Genomic DNA, 17,999 nt, shown 5'->3' with positions numbered 1-17,999 from the left:
GGGGAGAGGGTTAGCCTTCACCCGTCAAGTACGGCGGAAGTGGGGTTGGCGATGGCTGAGCGGACCGGCGCGGTTGCACCGGGCGGAGCGTCGGTGGAACCGGGCGAGGGCGGCATCGCCGAATCGGAGCTGCGCCTGCTGCTGGAGGGGCTGACGGCCGTACGGGACGGGGACTTCCGTACGCGACTGCCCGATGCGGCGGAGGGTCTCCTCGGGGAGATCGCCACCGTCTTCAACGGGATGGTCAACCAGCTCTCCCAGTTCACCTCCGAGGTGACGAGGGTGGCCCGCGAGGTCGGCACGGAGGGCACGCTGGGTGGTCAGGCGGAGGTCCCCGGCGTCGGCGGAGCCTGGCTGGACCTCACTGATTCGGTCAATTTCATGGCCGGAAACCTCACCGACCAGGTGCGCAACATCGCCCAGGTGACCACTGCCGTCGCCCAGGGGGACCTCTCCCAGAAGATCACCGTGGACGCCCGGGGCGAGATCCTGGAGCTGAAGAACACCATCAACACGATGGTCGACCAGCTGTCCTCCTTCGCCGGCGAGGTCACCCGCATGGCCCGCGAGGTCGGCACCGAAGGACTGCTCGGCGGCCAGGCCGACGTCAAGGGCGTCTCCGGCACCTGGCGCGACCTCACCGATTCGGTCAACTTCATGGCCGGGAACCTCACCGCGCAGGTGCGCTCCATCGCCCAGGTCGCCACCGCCGTCGCCCAGGGAGACCTCTCCCAGAAGATCACCGTCACCGCGCGCGGCGAGATCCTGGAGCTGAAGACGACCATCAACACGATGGTCGACCAGCTGTCCGGGTTCGCCGACGAGGTGACCCGCGTGGCCCGCGAGGTCGGCACCGAGGGCAACCTCGGCGGCCAGGCCACCGTCCGCGGGGTGTCGGGGACCTGGAAGGACCTCACCGACAACGTCAACGTGATGGCGTCCAACCTGACGGGCCAGGTGCGCTCCATCGCCCAGGTCGCCACCGCCGTGGCCCGAGGCGACCTGTCGCAGAAGATCACCGTGGAGGCCAAGGGCGAGGTCGCGGTCCTCGCCGGGGTCATCAACACCATGGTGGACACCCTGTCCGCGTTCGCCGACGAGGTCACGCGCGTGGCCCGCGAGGTCGGCACCGAGGGCCGCCTCGGCGGCCAGGCACGCGTGCCCAACGTGGCGGGCACCTGGAAGGGCCTCACCGAGAACGTCAACGAGCTCGCCGGCAACCTCACCCGACAGGTGCGGGCCATCGCCGCCGTCACCAGCGCCGTCGCCGAGGGCGACCTCACCCGCTCCATCACCGTGGAAGCGCCCGGCGAGGTCGGCGACCTCAAGGACAACATCAACTCCATGGTCGGCTCACTGCGGGAGACCACCCGCGCCAACCAGGAGCAGGACTGGCTCAAGTCCAACCTCGCGCGGATCTCCGGCCTGATGCAGGGCCACCGCGACCTGGCGGTCGTCGCCGAACTCGTCATGGACGAGCTGACGCCGCTCGTCGCCGCCCAGTACGGCGCCTTCTACCTCGCGGAGGACACCCCCGACGGCACGGTGCTGACGCTCGTCGGCTCCTACGGCCGCTCCGCCGCCGACGGGGTCGCCGTCCGCTTCGCCCTCGGAGAGTCCCTCGTCGGACAGGCGGCCCGCAGCCACCGGACCATCACCACCGACCAGGTCCCCGCCGGCTACGTCATCTCCTCCGGCCTCGGCCACACCGCGCCCGGAAGCCTGATGATCCTGCCGATCGTCGTGGACGACCAGGTCCTCGGGGTGATCGAACTCGCCTCGTTCTCCGCGTTCACCCCCGTCCACCGCGACTTCCTCGGCCAGTTGCTGGAGACCATCGGCGTCAACGTCAACACCATCGTCGCCAACGCCCGCACCGACGAACTCCTCGGCGAGTCCCAGCGCCTGACCGCCGAACTCCAGGCGCGCTCCGCCGAACTCCAGGACCAGCAGGAGGAACTCCAGCGCTCCAACGCGGAACTGGAGGAGAAGGCCGCCCTGCTGGCCAGCCAGAACCGCGACATCGAAGCCAAGAACCTGCAGATCGAACACGCCCGGCAGGAACTGGAGGACCGTGCGCAGCAGTTGTCGCTGGCCTCCAAGTACAAGTCGGAGTTCCTCGCGAACATGAGCCACGAACTGCGCACCCCGCTCAACAGCCTGCTCATCCTCGCCCAGCTGCTCGCCCAGAACCCCACCCGCAACCTCACCGCGAAGCAGGTCGAGTACGCGGGCATCATCCACTCCGCAGGGTCCGACCTCCTCCAGCTGATCAACGACATCCTCGACCTCTCCAAGGTCGAGGCGGGCAAGATGGACATCCACCCCGAACGGGTCCACCTGCCGCAGCTGCTGGACTACGTCGAGGCCACCTTCCGGCCCATGACCACGCAGAAGAGCCTCGACTTCACCGTCACCACCGCCCCCGACGCCCCCGCCGACCTGCTGACCGACGACTCCCGGCTGCGCCAGGTCCTGCGCAACCTGCTGTCCAACGCGGTCAAGTTCACCGAGCGCGGCGGCGTCGAGCTGCGCATCGAACGGGCCACCGACGCCGAAGTCCCCGCCCGGCTGCTCCGCCGGGGGAGCGTGATGGCCTTCCGGGTCCGCGACACCGGCATCGGCATCCCCGAACAGCAGCTGGAATCCGTGTTCGGAGCCTTCCAGCAGGCCGACGGGACCACCAGCCGCAAGTACGGGGGCACCGGGCTCGGCCTCTCCATCACCCGTGAGATCGCCCAACTGCTGGGCGGCGCCGTGGCGGCGGAGAGCACCCCCGGCCAGGGCAGCACCTTCACCCTCTACCTTCCGGTCAGCCACGCCGAGTTCGAGGACGGCCCCGCCCTCCAGACCACCTCCCCCGTGCTCGATCCCGCCCCCGCCCGCCGCGGACTCCCCGACCAGCGGCGCGAAGGCGAGAGCGGGACCCCGGGCGGCCGGCAGCGCCAGGCCCGCCGCCTCCTCGTCATCGAGGAACGCCAGGGCGGCCTGCTCTCCCTCGTCGCCGCCAGCGCCGAACGCGAACTCGTACCCCTTCCGGCCTCCGGCCAGGAGCACGGCGGCGTCCAGGTGGTCGGCGCCACCAGCTCGCGCGAAGCAGCCGCGGTACTGGCCTCCGAGCCGTTCCACTGCGTCGTCCTCGAACTCGACATGCCCGGCGGCGAGGCCCTGCGGTTCCTCGACGCCCTCGACGGGGACCCGGCGCTCAGCACGCTGCCGGTCCTCGCGCACAGCAACCCCCGCCTGGGGCACGGCCGGGAAGACGCCCTGCGCGAGCGGGCTGGTTCCCACCGCGTCGAACTCCTCAGCAGCCTCGACGAACTCCGCGAACGCATCGTCCTGCACCTGTCCGCCGACCGGCCCGGCGAGCCGGGGCCCCACGCGGGGGCGCCGGCGCACAGCGCCGGGGAGAGCACCGCGCCCGACGGGGACCTCGCGGGACGCACCGTCCTCGTCGTCGACGACGACGCGCGCAACCTCTTCGCCCTCAGCGGCATCCTCGAACTCCACGGAGTGCGCGTGCTCCACGCCGAGGACGGCCGCAAGGGCATCGAGGCGCTCACCCGCAACTCCGGCATCGACCTCATCCTGATGGACGTGATGATGCCCGAGCTGGACGGCTACGCCGCGACCGAGGAGATCCGCCGCATGCCCGCCCACGCCGGCCTGCCCATCATCGCCGTCACCGCCAAGGCGATGCCCGGCGACCGGGAGAAGAGCCTGGCCGCCGGCGCCAGCGACTACGTCACCAAGCCCGTGGACGCCGACGACCTCATCGGCCGCGTCCGCCACTGGCTGACCGAACCCGGCCGCCGCGACGCGGGGCAGGCCGCCCGGTGACCCGCCCGCACACCGCCCGCACCCCCGAGGGGCGGGTCGGGGAAGCGCCGCCGCCCTCCCTGCCGAACCAGGCACCGCCCCCGCTCGGAAGGCTCGTCGCCACCGTCGAACGGCTGCGCCGAGAGGTACGCGAAGCCCACGCGGCGGCCGACGGCCGGGCCCTGGTCGAACTCGCCAAGGGCATCCTGATGGGGCGGCTCAACTGCACCCCGGCCGCGGCCGCCCGCCAGCTCGACGAACTGTGCTGCGAGGCCGGGCTCTCCCCCCTCGAACTCGCCGCCGACATCGTGAACCAGGCCGCCCGCGACCACGTCAGCGAGGTCGCGGCCGAGTTCGTCGAACGCACCGCCACCGCGCCGGCCACCGCACGGCCCTCCACCCTCTCGGTACGCCTGCGCACCGCCGAGAGCGGCGTCCTCGCCGCGGCCGCCGACACCCAGGCCGTCGCGGAATCCCTGCTCGCCAACGCCCTGACCCCGCTCGGGGCCGTCGCCGTCGCCGTGTGGGCCGCGGCCCCCGACGGCTCGCTCGCCCTCGCCGCCCACGCCGGATTCCCCGCCGAGGAAGCCTCCCGCTGGCGGCACGTACCCCCGGGCGTCGCCACCGTCCCCCGCCTCGCCCTGCGCGAACGCACCCCGGTGACCATCGCCGACCCGGGACACGAGGGCATCCCCTCGATCGGACACCTCCAATGGCCCGCGGGCGGCCGGATGGCAGTCCCCGCCGGCACCGGCGGGCGCGTACACGGCGTACTGGAAGTCTGCTGGCCGCAGCCCCTGCCCCCGCAGCCCCCGCAGATCCAGCGCCAGCTGGAAGCACTGGCCGAACTGTGCGCCCACACCCTCGACACGGCACCCCCGCCCGACGCGGCAGCACCGGAAGGACTGCTCCCCGACGTCTCGGAACTCATCGACCTCGCCGAGGGACTGCACGACCCCACGGTCATCCTGACCCCCGTCCTCGACACCGAGGGCCGACTGGCCGACTTCCGCATCCGCCACGCCAACAGCCGCTTCGCCGACCCCGCGGGACGCCCGCGCGCCGACGTCAACGGAGCACTGCTGCTGGAGGCCTACCCGATGGCCGGCGGCGACAGCGGCCTCTTCGACACCATCGAACGCGTCCACGCCACCGGCGAACCCTTCCGGGCCGAACGCGTCAGCCTCACCGCACTGGTCGACCAGATCCCGCTCACCTCGGTCGCCGACATCAGCGTGAGCCGGCACGGCGCCGCCGTCCTCCTCATCTGGCGGATCGAGGACGAGACCGCCCGGCTGGCCAACCTCCTCCAGCACGCCCAGCGGCTGGGCCGCATCGGCGGCTTCGAGGAGAACCTCGCCACCGGCGAGATCACCTGGAACTCCGAGCTCTACGCCCTGCACGGACTCCCGCCCACCGCACCCCCCGTACCCCTGCGCGACCTGCCCGACCACGCCCACCCCGACGACTCCGCGGCCCTCGGCCGCTTCCTGCGAGCCGTGCTGCGCTACCGGCGCCCCGCCTCCGTCAACCTGCGCCTGCGGCGCTCCGACGGCATCCTGCGCCACATCCGGGTCGTCGCCGAGCCCGTACTCGACGCGGCACAGCGGCTGCACGCCGTCCGCGGCGCGTACCAGGACATCTCCGCCCAGCACTGGACCGAGGTGGCCCTCGCCGCCACCCGGGACCAACTCGCCGTCACCGAGGCCGAATCGGCCGAACGGAACCGGCTCGCCCTCCAGCTCCAGCACGCCATCATGCCCCCGCACCACCACATCGAGGCGCCGGGACTGCGCGTCTCCGTCCGCTACCGGCCGGCCGAGACGGAGTCCCTCGTCGGCGGCGACTGGTACGACACGCTGGTGCTGCCCTCGGGCCTGATCCTGCTCTCCGTCGGCGACGTCGCCGGACACGGCATCGAAGCCGCCACCGGCATGGTCGTCCTGCGCAACGCCCTGCGCGGCCTGGCCGTCACCGGCGCCGGCCCCGCCCAGCTGATGTCCTGGCTCAACACCGTCACCCACCACCTGACCAAACAGGTCACCGCGACCGCCGTGTGCGGCCTCTACGACCCCCGCACCCGCGTCATGCGCTGGGCCCGCGCCGGACACCTCCCGCCCGTACTCGTCAGGAAGGACGGGGCCCGGGCCTTCCCCCTCATCGACGGCCTGCTCCTCGGCGCGCTGCCCGACGTCACGTACGCCGAGGGGGAGATCCGTCTCGAACCGCAGGACACCCTGCTGATGTTCACGGACGGCCTGGTCGAGCGCCGGGACGCCTCCGTACAGGACTCCCTGGCCGACCTGCTGCACACCGCGGGGGCGGGAGCCGGAGCCGGAGACCTCGACGGCAGGCTCGACGCCCTGCTCACGGAGAGCTGGTCCGACACCGACGACGACACCTGCGTCATCGGCGTGCAGGTCGACTGACCCCGCCGGCGGCACGCTCGACGCGCGTGGGGTTTGCGGGGGCCGATCGCGGACACACGCGCCGGTGACGGCGGCACGTCTCGCCGGACCGGCGGCCGACGCGGCCGGCGACCGCGGGCGACCCCCGTTCCTCCGGGCGGCCGCCCGTGGGCCGTCGTCACGGCACCGGTCCGTCGTCCCGCCGCAGGCCCGGCCGCCCGGCCGCGTCGACGCCTCCCCGCGCACGCGGCCAGGCCAGGCCCCCGGCGCCCGCTGACCACACAGCGGCCCCCGGGCCCGCCGGCGGGACGGCGCCCGACGCTCGAAGCCCGGCGCGGGCGTCTGCTGAGGGGGAGGAGACGCTCACGACCGGGCCCGGCGGCCGGAAGGCCGCTCACCTGGCCGACCGCCCTTCCAGCGTAGCCGCGCCGCCCCGCAGCACGCGCGGCGCGCGCCGGTCACGTGCTGTGACGGGCGCTCGCCGCGGCGAGCGTGGAGCGCTCCACGGCATCGAGGGCGACCGCGAGCAGCGCCGGGCGGAGGTCCAGCGCCCGGCGCAGCGCGTCGTCGCCGATGGACAGGGTGCCCAGGTGGACGCCGCCGGACAGGACGCACACCACGGCGGCGCCGACCCGCACGATGTCGGTCTTCAGATCGGGAGCGGGCAGGGGCAGGTTCGCCGGGTCGGTGCTCATGCGGCCGCCTCCTGGCCCCGGCACCGGCGCGCACACCGCGCGCGGCGGCGAGAGCCGCCGTACAGGTCCGTCGCACCCGTCGGCGAGGCCACCCCGGACGCAGCGGGGCCCATCCACCGTACGCCCCCACCGAAGCGACGGCACGGGCCGCCGTCCGCGATCACCTCCGGCACCGCCCGCAGCGACCGCGACCTGATCGATTGGCGCGGCGGCCATCCCACGACGACGCACCGTGCCGAGGCCGTGGGCGTGGTCGTGGCCGAACCGCCCGGGCAGGGCGCCGGGGCCCTCACGTCCGGTCGTCGAGCTCGTCCCGGAGCTCGTCGAAGGCGTCCCGGCGGTCCTTCTCCTCGCGCTCGCGCACCTTGTCGCAGGCCTCCGGACGGCGCTGCGGCGGACCGCCCTTGGGGGGCGGCGTTCCGGCCGTCCCCGGGGCAGCGGCGCCCGTCCGCGGCCGTCAGGCCTCCGGACGGTGTCCTCCGTACGAGGCCACGAGGGCGTCCGCGACGGCGCTCGCGTCGGCCTCGGCGACGTCCGCGGGGTACTCCGGCAGGAGGTCGTCCCAGACGGGCAGCCACGAGCCGAACAGCTGGGCCTGTCCCTCGGGCCGGGCGAAGAACCACACGTGGAGGTGTGCGGCGCCGTCCCCGATGCGGTAGACGTGGGCCCGTGAGACGTGCGGGAGCGCCTGGACGTGGCGGACGACGTGCGCGGTGAGCACGCCCAGTTCGCCGGCCAGCTCGTCGGGCAGGTCGGCCATGTCGTGGTGGTCTCGCGGGTACAGCATCAGCACCAGGGGCACGCCGACGCCGGGTATCCGGGCCAGCCGCCAGTGCTCGTCGAGCCAGACGCCCTCGTCGCGGGCGCGGCACTCGTCGCAGTCGGCAGGGTCTTCGCCGTGCCGCGGCCGTTCGGGCAGGACGGGCGGGCGGAGCGCGGAGACGCGTAGTCCGTCCGCCTCGAAGGGACTGATGTCCCAACCGGTCATCCGCGCCAGCGGAAGCCGGAGTTCGTCATCCGCGGCCGCACGTGCGTGGTCATAGAACTCATCGGGTCGCAATGCCATGATCGTAAGACTAGGGGCTGCCCGCGGATGACCGGACGGCCGCAGGGACCGCCGGGGCGTGGGCGTCTGCCAGGGCGGCCGCCACCGCGTCCACGAGCGGGTCGGGGGCGTCCGCGCGGCGGGCCAGCACCACGCGGCTCGGCGGATGGCCGTCTACCGGGACGAACGCGATGCCCGGGCGCGCGTGCCGGCGCGCGGCGCCGGCCGGCAGTATCCCGGTCACCCCGTCCCACACCACCGCGTGCAGGCATTCCTCGACGGACGCCACCACCGGGCCGGGAGTGTCCTCGTCGGCGGCGAGCCAGTACGCGCGCCACCGCGCGTCCGTCCCGGCCGGCAGCCGGAACCGCGGCCTCCCCGCGAGTTCGCCCACGTGCAGGCGCGACCGCGCGGCGAGCGCGTCGTCCGCGGGCAGCACCGCGACCAGGGGCTCCACGCCCAGCTGACGTACGGTCAGCCCTGCGGTGTCGAAGGGGAGACGGGTCAGCGCCAGGTCCGCCCGGCGCTCGCGCAGCCCGCCCGTGGGATCGGTCACGGGCGCCTCGCGCAGCCTGAGCCGCAGTCCGGGCCGTGTCTCGCGCAGCACGGCGAGGGCCGCGGGGCAGGAGTCCAGACCCGCGCCGGCGACGGTGCCCAGGACGACCTCGCGTACGGACTCCGCGGCCCGCACCCGCTCGCGGGCGCGCTCGGCCCGCGCCAGCAGGTCGCGCGCCTCCGGTAGCAGCACCTTTCCCGCCGGGGTCAGGCGCGCACCGGTCGGGATCCGGTCGAACAACCGGCACCCCAGGTCCGCCTCCAGATCGCGGATCCGGCGGCTGAGGGGCGGCTGGGCGATGTGCAGCCGCACGGCCGCGCGGCCGAAGTGGCCCTCCTCCGCGACCGCGACGAAACAGCGCAACGCCCTCAAGTCCATGACCGGCCACGATACCGACAACGGCACCGCCCCTACGGAACCGGTCTTGGACGCGGGGACGGGATCCGGGATGAGGTGGAGACGTCCCACCCACTCATCGACTTCCATCAGGAGCACCCGTGTACTCCCACCCCGACGACCTCCACCGCGCCCGCTCCGTCGGCGCCGCCGCCGCGCCCGAGTTCGCGGCCTGGCTCGCCTTCCAGAACGCGGTAGACCGCGAGGACGGCGCCGTCCCGCGCCGTTACCGCGAGCTGATCTCCGTGGCCGTGGCCCTCGTCACGCAGTGTGCGTACTGCCTCGACGTCCACACCGCGGCCGCCCGCAGGCACGGGGTCACCGCCGAGGAACTCGCCGAGACCGCGTTCGTCACCGCCTCCGTCCGGGCCGGCGGCACCCTCGCCCACGCCCTCCTCGCGGACCGCCTCTTCGAACAGCACGGCGGGCACGGCCACCACGGCCCCTCCGCCCCGTCCGAGAACGCCGTGTAGCCCGGCGGGGAGCGGAACTTCGCGACGTGTCAGAGGAGGTCCGCGGATCCTCGGGGACCGGGACGGAGCCCGGTGGTGCGCAGCAGGAGCAGGGCGGTGTCGTCGGTGTACCGGCCGGTGGGCCGGGCATGGCGGATGAGCCGGTCGACGAGCTGCTCCGGGTCCGCCCCGTGATGGCGGGCGAGGTGCTCGGCGAGGTCGGCGGCCATCCGGTCCGCATCGGTGCCGGGCACTTCCACGAGTCCGTCGGTGTACAGCACGAGGGTGCTGCCCGGGGGCAGCAGCAGTTCGGTGAGCGGGTAGTCCGTTCCCATGCCGATCCCGAGCAGCGGGGCGGGGTCGAGTCCGACGACGTGGCCGGGCTGACCGGGCCGGTGCAGGAGCGGCGGCGGATGGCCCGCGCTGGCGAGCGTGGCCCGGCCGCGGGCCAGGTCGATCCGGGCGTACAGGCAGGAGACGAGCAGGTCGGTGCCGAGGTCCACGAGCACCCGGTCGGTGCGGGTGAGGACTTGGTCCGGCGGGGCGTCGGCGGTGGCGCGGATGGCGGTGCGCACCTGGCCCATCAGGGCGGCGGCGGCCACGTTGTGGCCCTGGACGTCACCGATCACGGCGGCGACGGTGGTGGCGTCGAGCCGGATGACGTCGTAGAAGTCGCCACCGATGTCCATGCCATGGCTGGCGGGCAGGTAGCGGGCGGCCATGGTGAGGCCGGGCACGGCGGGCAGGCCGTGCGGCAGCAGCGATTCCTGCAGGCCCAGGGCGAGGCCGTGGGCGGCGTCGTAGAGCCGGGCCCGGTCCATCGCCTGGGCGATCAGGCCGGCCAGAGAGGTGAGCACCGCCCGCTCGTCGGCGGTGAAGGCGTGCGGCTGGTCGTAGGAGAGGATGCAGCAGCCGACGGGACGCCCGGAGACGAGCAGCGGCAGGAAGGCCCAGGCGCGTTTGCCGCTCATGAGCGGGGCCCGGGGGAACTCGCGGGCCAGCTCCTCCACGTCGGCGAAGAACGACGGGACGCCGGTGGACAGCACTCGTCCGGCCGGAGTGACGTCCGTGCTCAGGGGCAGCCCGTCGAGGCGGTCGATGACCTGCCGGTCGTAGCCGTGCCAGCCGGTGATCTTCAGGCGGCCGGCTTCGGCCGCCGAGAGGACCAGCCCGTTGGCGCCGAAGGCGGGCAGGATCTGGGAGGAGACCAGTTCGACGACGTCGCTGACGGCCACGGTCTCGGTGAGCGCGGACGCGAGGTGGAGGAGCTGGTAGAGGCGGCCGCTGTGGGCGGGCGGAGCGGGGGCGACCGCGGGCGGGGCCGGTTCGGGTCGGGTCGGTGCGGTTCGGGTCGGTTCCGCCGGGTCACCGGCGGGTGCGGGGGTGATGCGGACGCTGATGCCGCTGGCGTCGGGGTAGAGCTCGAAGCGCAGCCGGCGGTCCGGCGGGTGGCCGGCGCTGAACTCGACGGGCTCGCGGCTGATGACGGCGGTGCGGTAGCGGTCCTCGACGGCGGGCTGGTCCAGCCAGGGCAGGGACTGCCAGGGCCGGGTTCCCAGGAGCCGGTCCGCGGTCCGGCCGAGCAGGGCGGCCGCGACGCCGTTCAGGAAGGTGATCCGGCCCTCCAGGTCCAGGGCCAGCGTGCCCTCGGGCAGCCGCTCGGCGTAGTCCGCAGCCGCCTGCGGGGCCCGGCCCGCGTACGGGTGGGGCGTGCTGATCGCCACCCGTCGGGGCCGTTCGGGCGCCTCGGGCGGTTCGGTGGACCGGTCCAGCGCGTGCGCGATGCGGCCGGCCTCGGCGGTGATGTGGCCGAGCTCGCGGCGGGTGGCGCGTGCCGGGTGGGAGGCGGGCCACAGCAGGACGATGGCGCCCCAGCAGCGGGAGCGTCCGGTCAGCGGCGCGGCCGCGAGGGCGAAGCGGTACGGCAGGCTCGCCGCGACCCGGGGGTACGCGCGGGCCATGTCCTCCTGGGAGCCGACCCACACCAGCCGCTCCTCCCGGACGGCTTCGCAGACCGGGGCGTGGCTCGCGAGCGGGATGCGGTGCCAGGGCCAGGCAACCTCCTCGGGCAGACCGCACAGCACCGCGAGCGCGAGCGTCCGCGCGGCTGCGTCGAGCAGGTAGAGCACGCCCGCGGAGGCTCCGGTGCGCCGCACGGTGTCGGTCAGCGCGGTGCCTAGCGGCCCCGGCTCGCCGGGCCGCTCGCCGAAGCCGGGTACCGCACGTCGCATATCAGGACCATACGCCGTAACGCCGCCGGCGGAGTACTTGGAGAAGGGGGTCAGCCTCCGACGGCGGTGAGGTGGTAGGTCGTGTCGACCCAGAAGCCGCCGGTCGTGCCGCCCTTGATCTCCAGGACGTACTGGCCCGGGATCAGGGGTGAGGTGCCCGTCCAGATTCCCCACGCGAGGTGCGTGCGCAGTCCCACGGGGAAGGGCGGGGCGGTGAACTCGCGCAGTTCGAGGGGGGCGCCGTTGAGGAAGGCCTTCGCCTCGGCCACGTCGAGCTTCAGCGGCTTCCGGGAGTGCATCTTGGTGTGCTGGACGTTGAGCACGGGGAGGAACAGGGGCCGGTCGGACGGCACTTCGCAACGGCGGACCACGCGTCCGCCGTAGGTGCCGGCGAGGAACCAGAGGTCGTCGGGCTGCTGCCAGCCGGCGTGCTCGCCGGTCGTGTCGGAAACCGGGCTGCGGTCCTCGGGGGCGGACAGGGCCCACTGCCACCAGCGTGCGGCCAGGGCGCCACCCTCCCGGTCGCTGACCTGCCAGGATCCACCGTTCGTCGCCATGCCGTCCACGGCCCTCACCCTCCCCGGGAACTGTCGTGCTGTCCGACTGACCAGTCGGGTGAACCCTACGGTGCCCTGCCGGATGACGAACGAGGCGGGGGGCCACGGAGCCGGGCCAGGAGGAGCCGGCGGGGTTCACCGCCCCGGGGGAGCAGGGGCCGCGGGTGGCAGGATCAGAGGCGGCGGGCCGTCGACTGGCCCTGCGCGTAGGGGTCGGCCCCGGTGGTGTACGGGCCGCCGTGGCCGGCGAGGAGCTCGGTGATCCGATGCCATTCCGCCAGCGCCGCCCGAGTGGGCGCGTCGGCGTCGGCCGCGCTGCCGACGGCTTCCAGGGCACGGGCGAGCTCGGAAGCCGCCTGGTGGTGGGTCATGCCCTCGGCTTGCGCCCGTACGCGGTCGCGGGCCTCGGCCTCGCCGGGCGACGGCTCGTGGGGCTGGAGGGCCGCTTCGACGACGGCCTCGGTTTCTTCGGACATGGCACCTCTTTCCGTTGCCCGTGGACGCCCCTACCCCCCGGACGGGCCGGCAATCGCCCCGCCCCGCCGGTCCGGCCGGCCGCGTCCGGGCGGGCACCGGAGGCGGCCGGGCAGCCGGCCGCCCCTTCCGCCGTGCCGGTCAGGTGTGGAGGCGGCCGTTGGTGCCGTCGTGGCCGTCGGCGTGTTCGTCGTCGAACCAGTGGTCGCCGGCGGCGAGGTAGCGGAAGGAGTGGGCGCCGTGGGCGGGGAGGGCGACGGTGGCGGTGCGGGTGCCGTCCCCGCGCGGGGTGAGGGGGTGGGCGGAGGGGTTCCAGTGGTTGAAGTCGCCGACCACGCTGACCGGCCCGTCCGGGACGTCGTCGGGCAGGATGAAAGTGACCTTGGTGCGGCCCTTGAGCTGCTTGCGTTCGAGCAACGCGACCTCCGCGGGAGAAGACGGGAACGCCGCATCCTCGTCCCGAGGCCGTCTCCTGGGCCGCAGGCGCCTTGGGCGCCTGCGGCGGTCACCCGCCCGTGGACGGATCCGGCGGCCAGGTGGCGGCGGACGGCCGCGCGGGACGGCCCCGGCTCCCGGGCGGCGGATGCCCGCCGAGAAGGTGCGCGAGCACCGCTTCGGCGGTGTCCGCCGAGGTGCGCGGTGCGCTACAAGGGGGGATGGACGGCGGGACGGGAGGCGTGGTGGGTGTCGGGGACGAGCGGGTGCCGGGCGGTCCGGGACCGTGGTCGCGGCGGCCGGACCGCCGACGCGTGCTGGCGGTGGCCGCGGGTCTGGCCGGCGTCTGGCCGGCCGGGCCCGGGCACGCCGTGGCGGCTGCGCGTGGCGGGCGGCCCGCGACGGCCGGAGGCGGGCTTGACGTGTGGGCGGAGAACACCCTTCCCGGCGACCCCGGTTGGCGGATCGTGCGGCCCGGCGCCCCGCACGCCGTGGAGGGGTTCGCGAGCCGGACCAGCGTGCCGCCGGGGGAGCCGTTCGACCTGTACGTGTCGACACAGGCCGCTTCCTACACCGTCTCCGCCTACCGGATGGGCTGGTACGCGGGCGCACGGGCCCGGCTGGTGTGGCGTTCGGCCCCCGCGCCCGGCACCCGTCAGACGGCCCCAGTCGTCGAGGGCCACACCCGCACGGTGCGCGCCGACTGGCGGCCGTCGATGCGCGTGGACACGACGGGCTGGCCGGAAGGCTGCTACCTGCTGCGGCTGGACACCGCCGACGGGAGGGCCCAGAGGTTCGTTCCGGTCACCGTCCGCTCCAGCGGGACGGCGGGGCGCCTGGTCGTGGTGAACTCGGTCGCCACCTGGCAGGCGTACAACCGGTGGGGTGGCGCCGACCTCTACCGGGGCGGGACCGGGAAGAAGGACTCGCGTTCCCTGGCCGTCTCCTTCGACCGCCCCTACGCGGCACGCAACGGCGCCGGTCAGTTCCTGTTCTTCGAGGCCCCGCTCATCGCCCTCGCCGAACGCATGGGGCTGCCGCTGGCCTACGCGACCGGTGTGGACGTGGCCCGCGAGCCCGGCCTGCTGATCGGGGCGGCGGGCATCGTCTCGCCGGGGCACGACGAGTACTGGAGCCCGCCGCAGCGCCTGCACGTGATCCGGGCCCGCGACCGGGGCTCGAACCTGGCGGTCCTGGGCGCGAACTGCTGCTACCGGCGCGTCCGTTTCGAGCCCTCGGCCGTGGGCCCGGACCGGACGGTCGTCTGCTTCAAGGAGGACTACGGGGACGACCCCGGCTACCGCGCCGGCCTGCCGCCCACCAACGACTTCCGCCGGGCCCCGCTGCCGCAGCCGGAGAGCGAGCTGCACGGAATGATGTACGACGGCTACCCGGTGGACGCCCCGTACGTGGTGGCGGAGCCCTCGCACTGGCTGCTGGCGGGGACCGGAGCACGGTACGGGGACGCGTTCGCGCACCTGGTCGGCGTCGAGTACGACCGGGTGCACCCCGACTTTCCGGCACCCGGTCCGATCGACGTCATCGCGCGCTCGCCCGTGATCTGCAAGGGACGGCGCACACAGGCGGAGTCCGTCTACCTGACCCTGCCGTCGGGCGCGGGGGTCTTCGCGACCGGGACCATGAGGTGGGTGGAAGCCCTGGACGCGACCGGCGGGGAGCACAGGACCAACCACGGCATGGACGGGCGGACGGGAGCGTTCGCCAGAACGGTCACCGAGAACCTGCTGCGCGCCTTCAGCCATGGCCCGGCGGGTCTCACGCACCGGCCGCTCTGAAGCCCTCACCCACCCGCGGGCCGCGGACGCGCCGCGTGGCGGTGGCCGCCGCCGCTCACCGCCGCTTGGCGCACAGGGCCGCGTCCACCGCCCCCTGGAGGTGGCGCAGGCTGTCGCCCTCGGCCGCCCAGGTCGTGGTGTACACGGTCACGGTCCCGCGGCCGGCCGTGGCCCGGCCCCCGCCCACCGAGTTGCCGGGCAGGTCGCCGCCGTGGCCCCAGTAGACGCCGCCGCAGCTGAGCGGGATCGAGGCGACGCCGTAGCCGTAACGGCTGCCCGCCGGGTAGACGTCGCGCCCGCCGATGTCGGTGGTGTCCTGGGTCATCTGCCGCAGCGCCCAGCCGGGCAGGAGGCGGCCGCCGAACAGGCCGTCCCAGAAGGCGTTGAGGTCCTTGGGCGTGGACACGAGGCCGCCGGACGCGCCGAACTCGTAGCCGGGGAGCTCGGTCACGTCCACGCGGCCGGCCTCCGGGGCGGCCGGGTGGACGCCGTAGTTGCGGGCGTGCGGTCCGCGCAGGGACAGTTCGCCGGGTGCGGGCCAGTAGGTGTCGTCCAGGTGCAGCGGGCGCAGGATCGTGCGTTCGACGTACGTCCGGAAGCCGACCCCCGACGCCTTGTCGATCACCATCCCCAGTGCCAGGTAGTTGGTGTTGGAGTAGCCCCAGTCGGCGCCGGGCTCGAAGACCGGCTTCTCCTTGAGGGCGAGGGCCAGGTAGTCCTCGGGCGTGCCGGCCCGGGTCCAGTCGACCAGCGCGGTGTACTCCGGCAGCCCGCTGGTCTGCTTGAGCAACTGACGTACGGTGATGGGGCGTTCGGCGAGCTGCGGCACGTAGCGGCCGGCCCGGTCGTCGAGCCGGATCCGCCCGTCCGCCACCAGCCGCATCACGGCCGTCGCGGTGAACGCCTTGGTGTCGCTGGCCAGCCGGACCCGCCCCCGCTCATCGGGCATGGGCCGGCCCGTCTCCCGGTCCGCGACCCCGGCCGTCCGCGTCGTCCTGCCGTCGTACGCCAGCGCGCCCGGAACCCCGTCGCTGTTGACGAGCAGGTCCAGCTGCTGCTGCACCGGGTCGGCGGGCCGGGCCGCGGCCTCGGGGACGGACATCCCGATGACCGCCGTGGCGAGCAGAGCGGTGGTGGCGATCGACGTGCGGTACATGAGCATTCCCCCTGGTCGTCGGCCCGTCCGGGCCGGCCGTTCGCTTGACGACGACTCTTCCAGGGAACCGCCACAAGATCATTGCACCTGGCCCCCGAACGGCAGGGCAGTCAGCCCCCTTGACACATCGCGGCTCATCAGGGTGAGGCCCCCGGAGGCCGGTGCCCGGGGGTCCGGGGGCCGCGGCGGGGGAGGAGGCCCTGGTCGAGGGCCACGACCACGGCGTGGGTGCGGTCGCTGACGTCGAGTTTGGCGAAGACGCGCAGGAGGTGGGTCTTGACCGTGGCTTCGGCGATGACCAGGCGCCTGCCGATCTCGGCGTTCGAGAGGCCGTCGGCCACGGCTGCGAGGACCTCCTGCTCGCGAGCCGTCAGGACGACCGGGGCGGGGCGGCGCATACGGGCGACCAGGCGTTCGGCGACGCGCGGCGCCAGGACGGTTTCGCCGCGGGCCGCCGAGCGGACCGCCTCGGCGAGCTGGTCGGCGGTCGTGTCCTTGAGCAGATAGCCGATCGCGCCCGCCTCGACCGCCCGCTCGATCTCCACGTCGGTGTCGTAGGTGGTGAGGATCAGCACCCGGGTGGGGGCCGGGCCGGCGGCGATCGCCGCGGTGGCCGCGACGCCGTCCATGACCGGCATGCGCAGATCGACCAGGGCGACGTCCGGGGCCAGCCGGGCCACGAGTCCGACCGCCTCGCGGCCGTCGCCCGCCTCGCCCACGACCTCGATGTCCGTGACGGGGGCCAGGAGGGCGATCACCCCGGCGCGCATGACCGTGTGGTCGTCGACGACCACGACCCGGACGGGGCGCGCTCGACCGGTTCGCTGCTCGGGCACGTCAGCACCGTCCGTTCGTGGGGAGGCCGGCCAGGATCCGGGTGCCGTCGCCGACCGAGCCGGTCACCGTCAGCTCGCCGCCGAGTTCGGTGAGGCGTTTGCGCATGCCGTCCAGGCCGAACCCGCGGGCTTCGGCGACCACGAAGCCCCGTCCGTCGTCGGTGATTTCGAGCTCGATGGAGTCCGGCTGCCGGGCGAGGACCACGAGGACGGTGCTCGCGTCAGCGTGTTTGCGTACGTTGGCCAGGGACTCCTGGGTGCAGCGGAGCAGCGCGATCCGGGTCTGCTGGTCGCAGTCGACCTCCTCGGGGAGGTCCGCGTCCACCGCGATCCCGGTGTCCTGGGTGAAGCGTTCCAGGGTGCGGCGCAGGGTGGGGATCACGGAGCCCGGGGTCAGGCCGCCGTGCGGGGCGGAGCCGACGAGGACCCGGGCCTCGGAGAAGTTCTCGCGGGCGGTCCGCTCGATGGAGCGGAGCCGGCGCTCGGTGCCCTCGGGATCGCCGCCGAGGCCGGCCCGGGCCGCTTCCGCCAGGACGATGATCGAGGCGAAGCCCTGGGCGAGGGTGTCGTGGATCTCGCGTGCCATCCGCTCCCTTTCGTCGGCGGCGCCCTCGCGGCGGTGCGCCTCTGCCAGTTCCCGCTGGGTGAGGGACAGTTCCCGGGCCAGCGCCTCGGCGCGTGCCGCGGCGTCCACGAGTACGCGGTGCAGCAGCAGGCCGGCCACGACGGACACGAGGTAGCCGATGAGGGCCGCGGCGGCGTCCCCCGGCGATCCGGCCCAGAGGCTGACGCCCGCGGTGGCCACCAGGGCGCCGCCGCTGAGCAGCACGGCCGCCCGGGGCCCGCGGGACTGGAACCAGAACTGCGGGAGGGCCACGACGAAGAGGGCCCCGCCGCCCCCCGGCAGGGCCGCCATCGCCCCGAGGCCGAGGGCCAGCACCCCGAGGTAGAGCAGGGTGTGGGCCCGGGCCCGGTGGACGGCGGTGTAGGCGAGGGCCGCTCCCACCAGGGCCAGGGAGGCCGTCTTCGCAGGCCCCGAGTCGTTCCCCGTGGCGATGACCGGGGGGATCAGGCCCAGGAGCAGCCAGGCGGCCGTGTACCAGCGGTGGACGTCCCTCAGGGCCCGTCGGTCGCTCACGTGGT

Annotated in this window: 14 protein-coding genes; 4 read left to right on the top strand and 10 right to left on the bottom strand. The window is 74.2% G+C overall.

The window, feature by feature from the left end:
- Positions 1-51 precede the first annotated feature (51 nt).
- Together OG553_RS00510 and OG553_RS00505 are read left to right on the top strand one after the other, a co-directional pair.
- Positions 52-3,840, top strand: coding sequence for a HAMP domain-containing protein (locus OG553_RS00510; protein ID WP_405976997.1), 3,789 nt, complete (start codon positions 52-54; stop codon positions 3,838-3,840).
- Entirely contained in the window at positions 3,837-6,248 is a 2,412-nt protein-coding gene (locus OG553_RS00505; protein ID WP_405976996.1) for a SpoIIE family protein phosphatase, read from the top strand. Before OG553_RS00510 ends, OG553_RS00505 begins: the two co-directional genes overlap by 4 nt.
- Before the next feature lie 437 nt (positions 6,249-6,685).
- Here OG553_RS00505 and OG553_RS00500 read toward each other — a convergent pair whose 3' ends face one another.
- The 3 genes from OG553_RS00500 to OG553_RS00490 all read right to left on the bottom strand — a co-directional run bounded on the left by OG553_RS00500 (position 6,686) and on the right by OG553_RS00490 (position 8,901).
- A complete protein-coding gene (locus OG553_RS00500; RefSeq protein WP_405976995.1) occupies positions 6,686-6,922 on the bottom strand; it encodes a hypothetical protein in 237 nt (78 codons plus the stop codon).
- A gap of 457 nt (positions 6,923-7,379) precedes the next feature.
- Positions 7,380-7,910, bottom strand: a complete 531-nt coding sequence (locus OG553_RS00495) for a hypothetical protein (RefSeq protein ID WP_405976994.1) — start codon at positions 7,908-7,910, stop codon at positions 7,380-7,382.
- Positions 7,911-7,998: 88 nt separating this feature from the next.
- Positions 7,999-8,901 (bottom strand): LysR family transcriptional regulator, encoded by a 903-nt coding sequence (locus OG553_RS00490; protein WP_405976993.1) that lies wholly within the window; start codon positions 8,899-8,901, stop codon positions 7,999-8,001.
- Between the two features lie 119 nt (positions 8,902-9,020).
- On the opposite strand from OG553_RS00490, the gene OG553_RS00485 reads away from it, so the two are divergent.
- Positions 9,021-9,392: a carboxymuconolactone decarboxylase family protein gene (locus OG553_RS00485; protein WP_405976992.1), complete on the top strand. Its 372-nt coding sequence runs from the start codon at positions 9,021-9,023 to the stop codon at positions 9,390-9,392.
- 29 nt (positions 9,393-9,421) lie between these two features.
- On the opposite strand, the gene OG553_RS00480 is transcribed toward OG553_RS00485, so the two are convergent.
- From OG553_RS00480 to OG553_RS00465, 4 genes are all read right to left on the bottom strand, one after another.
- Entirely contained in the window at positions 9,422-11,602 is a 2,181-nt protein-coding gene (locus OG553_RS00480; protein WP_405976991.1) for a SpoIIE family protein phosphatase, read from the bottom strand.
- A 50-nt stretch (positions 11,603-11,652) separates the two neighbouring features.
- Positions 11,653-12,159, bottom strand: a complete 507-nt coding sequence (locus OG553_RS00475; protein ID WP_405976990.1) for a hypothetical protein — start codon at positions 12,157-12,159, stop codon at positions 11,653-11,655.
- A gap of 173 nt (positions 12,160-12,332) precedes the next feature.
- Positions 12,333-12,635: a hypothetical protein gene (locus OG553_RS00470; protein WP_405976989.1), complete on the bottom strand. Its 303-nt coding sequence runs from the start codon at positions 12,633-12,635 to the stop codon at positions 12,333-12,335.
- 139 nt (positions 12,636-12,774) lie between these two features.
- Positions 12,775-13,050 carry an isoamylase early set domain-containing protein gene (locus OG553_RS00465; protein WP_405976988.1) on the bottom strand — a complete coding sequence of 92 codons (276 nt, stop codon included), beginning with the start codon at positions 13,048-13,050 and terminating at the stop codon, positions 12,775-12,777.
- A 239-nt stretch (positions 13,051-13,289) separates the two neighbouring features.
- Here OG553_RS00465 and OG553_RS00460 point away from each other — a divergent pair, with 239 nt between their 5' ends.
- A complete protein-coding gene (locus tag OG553_RS00460) occupies positions 13,290-14,864 on the top strand; it encodes a N,N-dimethylformamidase beta subunit family domain-containing protein (protein WP_405976987.1) in 1,575 nt (524 codons plus the stop codon).
- A 55-nt stretch (positions 14,865-14,919) separates the two neighbouring features.
- Here the strand turns inward: OG553_RS00460 and OG553_RS00455 are convergent, their stop codons facing one another.
- From OG553_RS00455 to OG553_RS00445, 3 genes are all read right to left on the bottom strand, one after another.
- The gene (locus OG553_RS00455) at positions 14,920-16,020 is read right to left on the bottom strand and encodes a serine hydrolase domain-containing protein (protein WP_405976986.1); all 1,101 of its coding nucleotides are present in this window, start codon (positions 16,018-16,020) and stop codon (positions 14,920-14,922) included.
- A 137-nt stretch (positions 16,021-16,157) separates the two neighbouring features.
- Complete coding sequence (locus OG553_RS00450) at positions 16,158-16,856, bottom strand: response regulator (protein ID WP_405976985.1); 699 nt, start codon at positions 16,854-16,856, stop codon at positions 16,158-16,160.
- A 1-nt stretch (position 16,857) separates the two neighbouring features.
- Positions 16,858-17,994 carry a sensor histidine kinase gene (locus OG553_RS00445; RefSeq protein ID WP_405976984.1) on the bottom strand — a complete coding sequence of 379 codons (1,137 nt, stop codon included), beginning with the start codon at positions 17,992-17,994 and terminating at the stop codon, positions 16,858-16,860.
- Positions 17,995-17,999 lie beyond the last annotated feature (5 nt).

It is taken from the genome of Streptomyces sp. NBC_00158 (assembly GCF_045160885.1).
Lineage (GTDB): Bacteria > Actinomycetota > Actinomycetes > Streptomycetales > Streptomycetaceae > Streptomyces.
The sequence above is the reverse complement of the archived record's forward strand: the minus strand, read 5'-3'. Positions and strand labels throughout refer to the sequence as shown.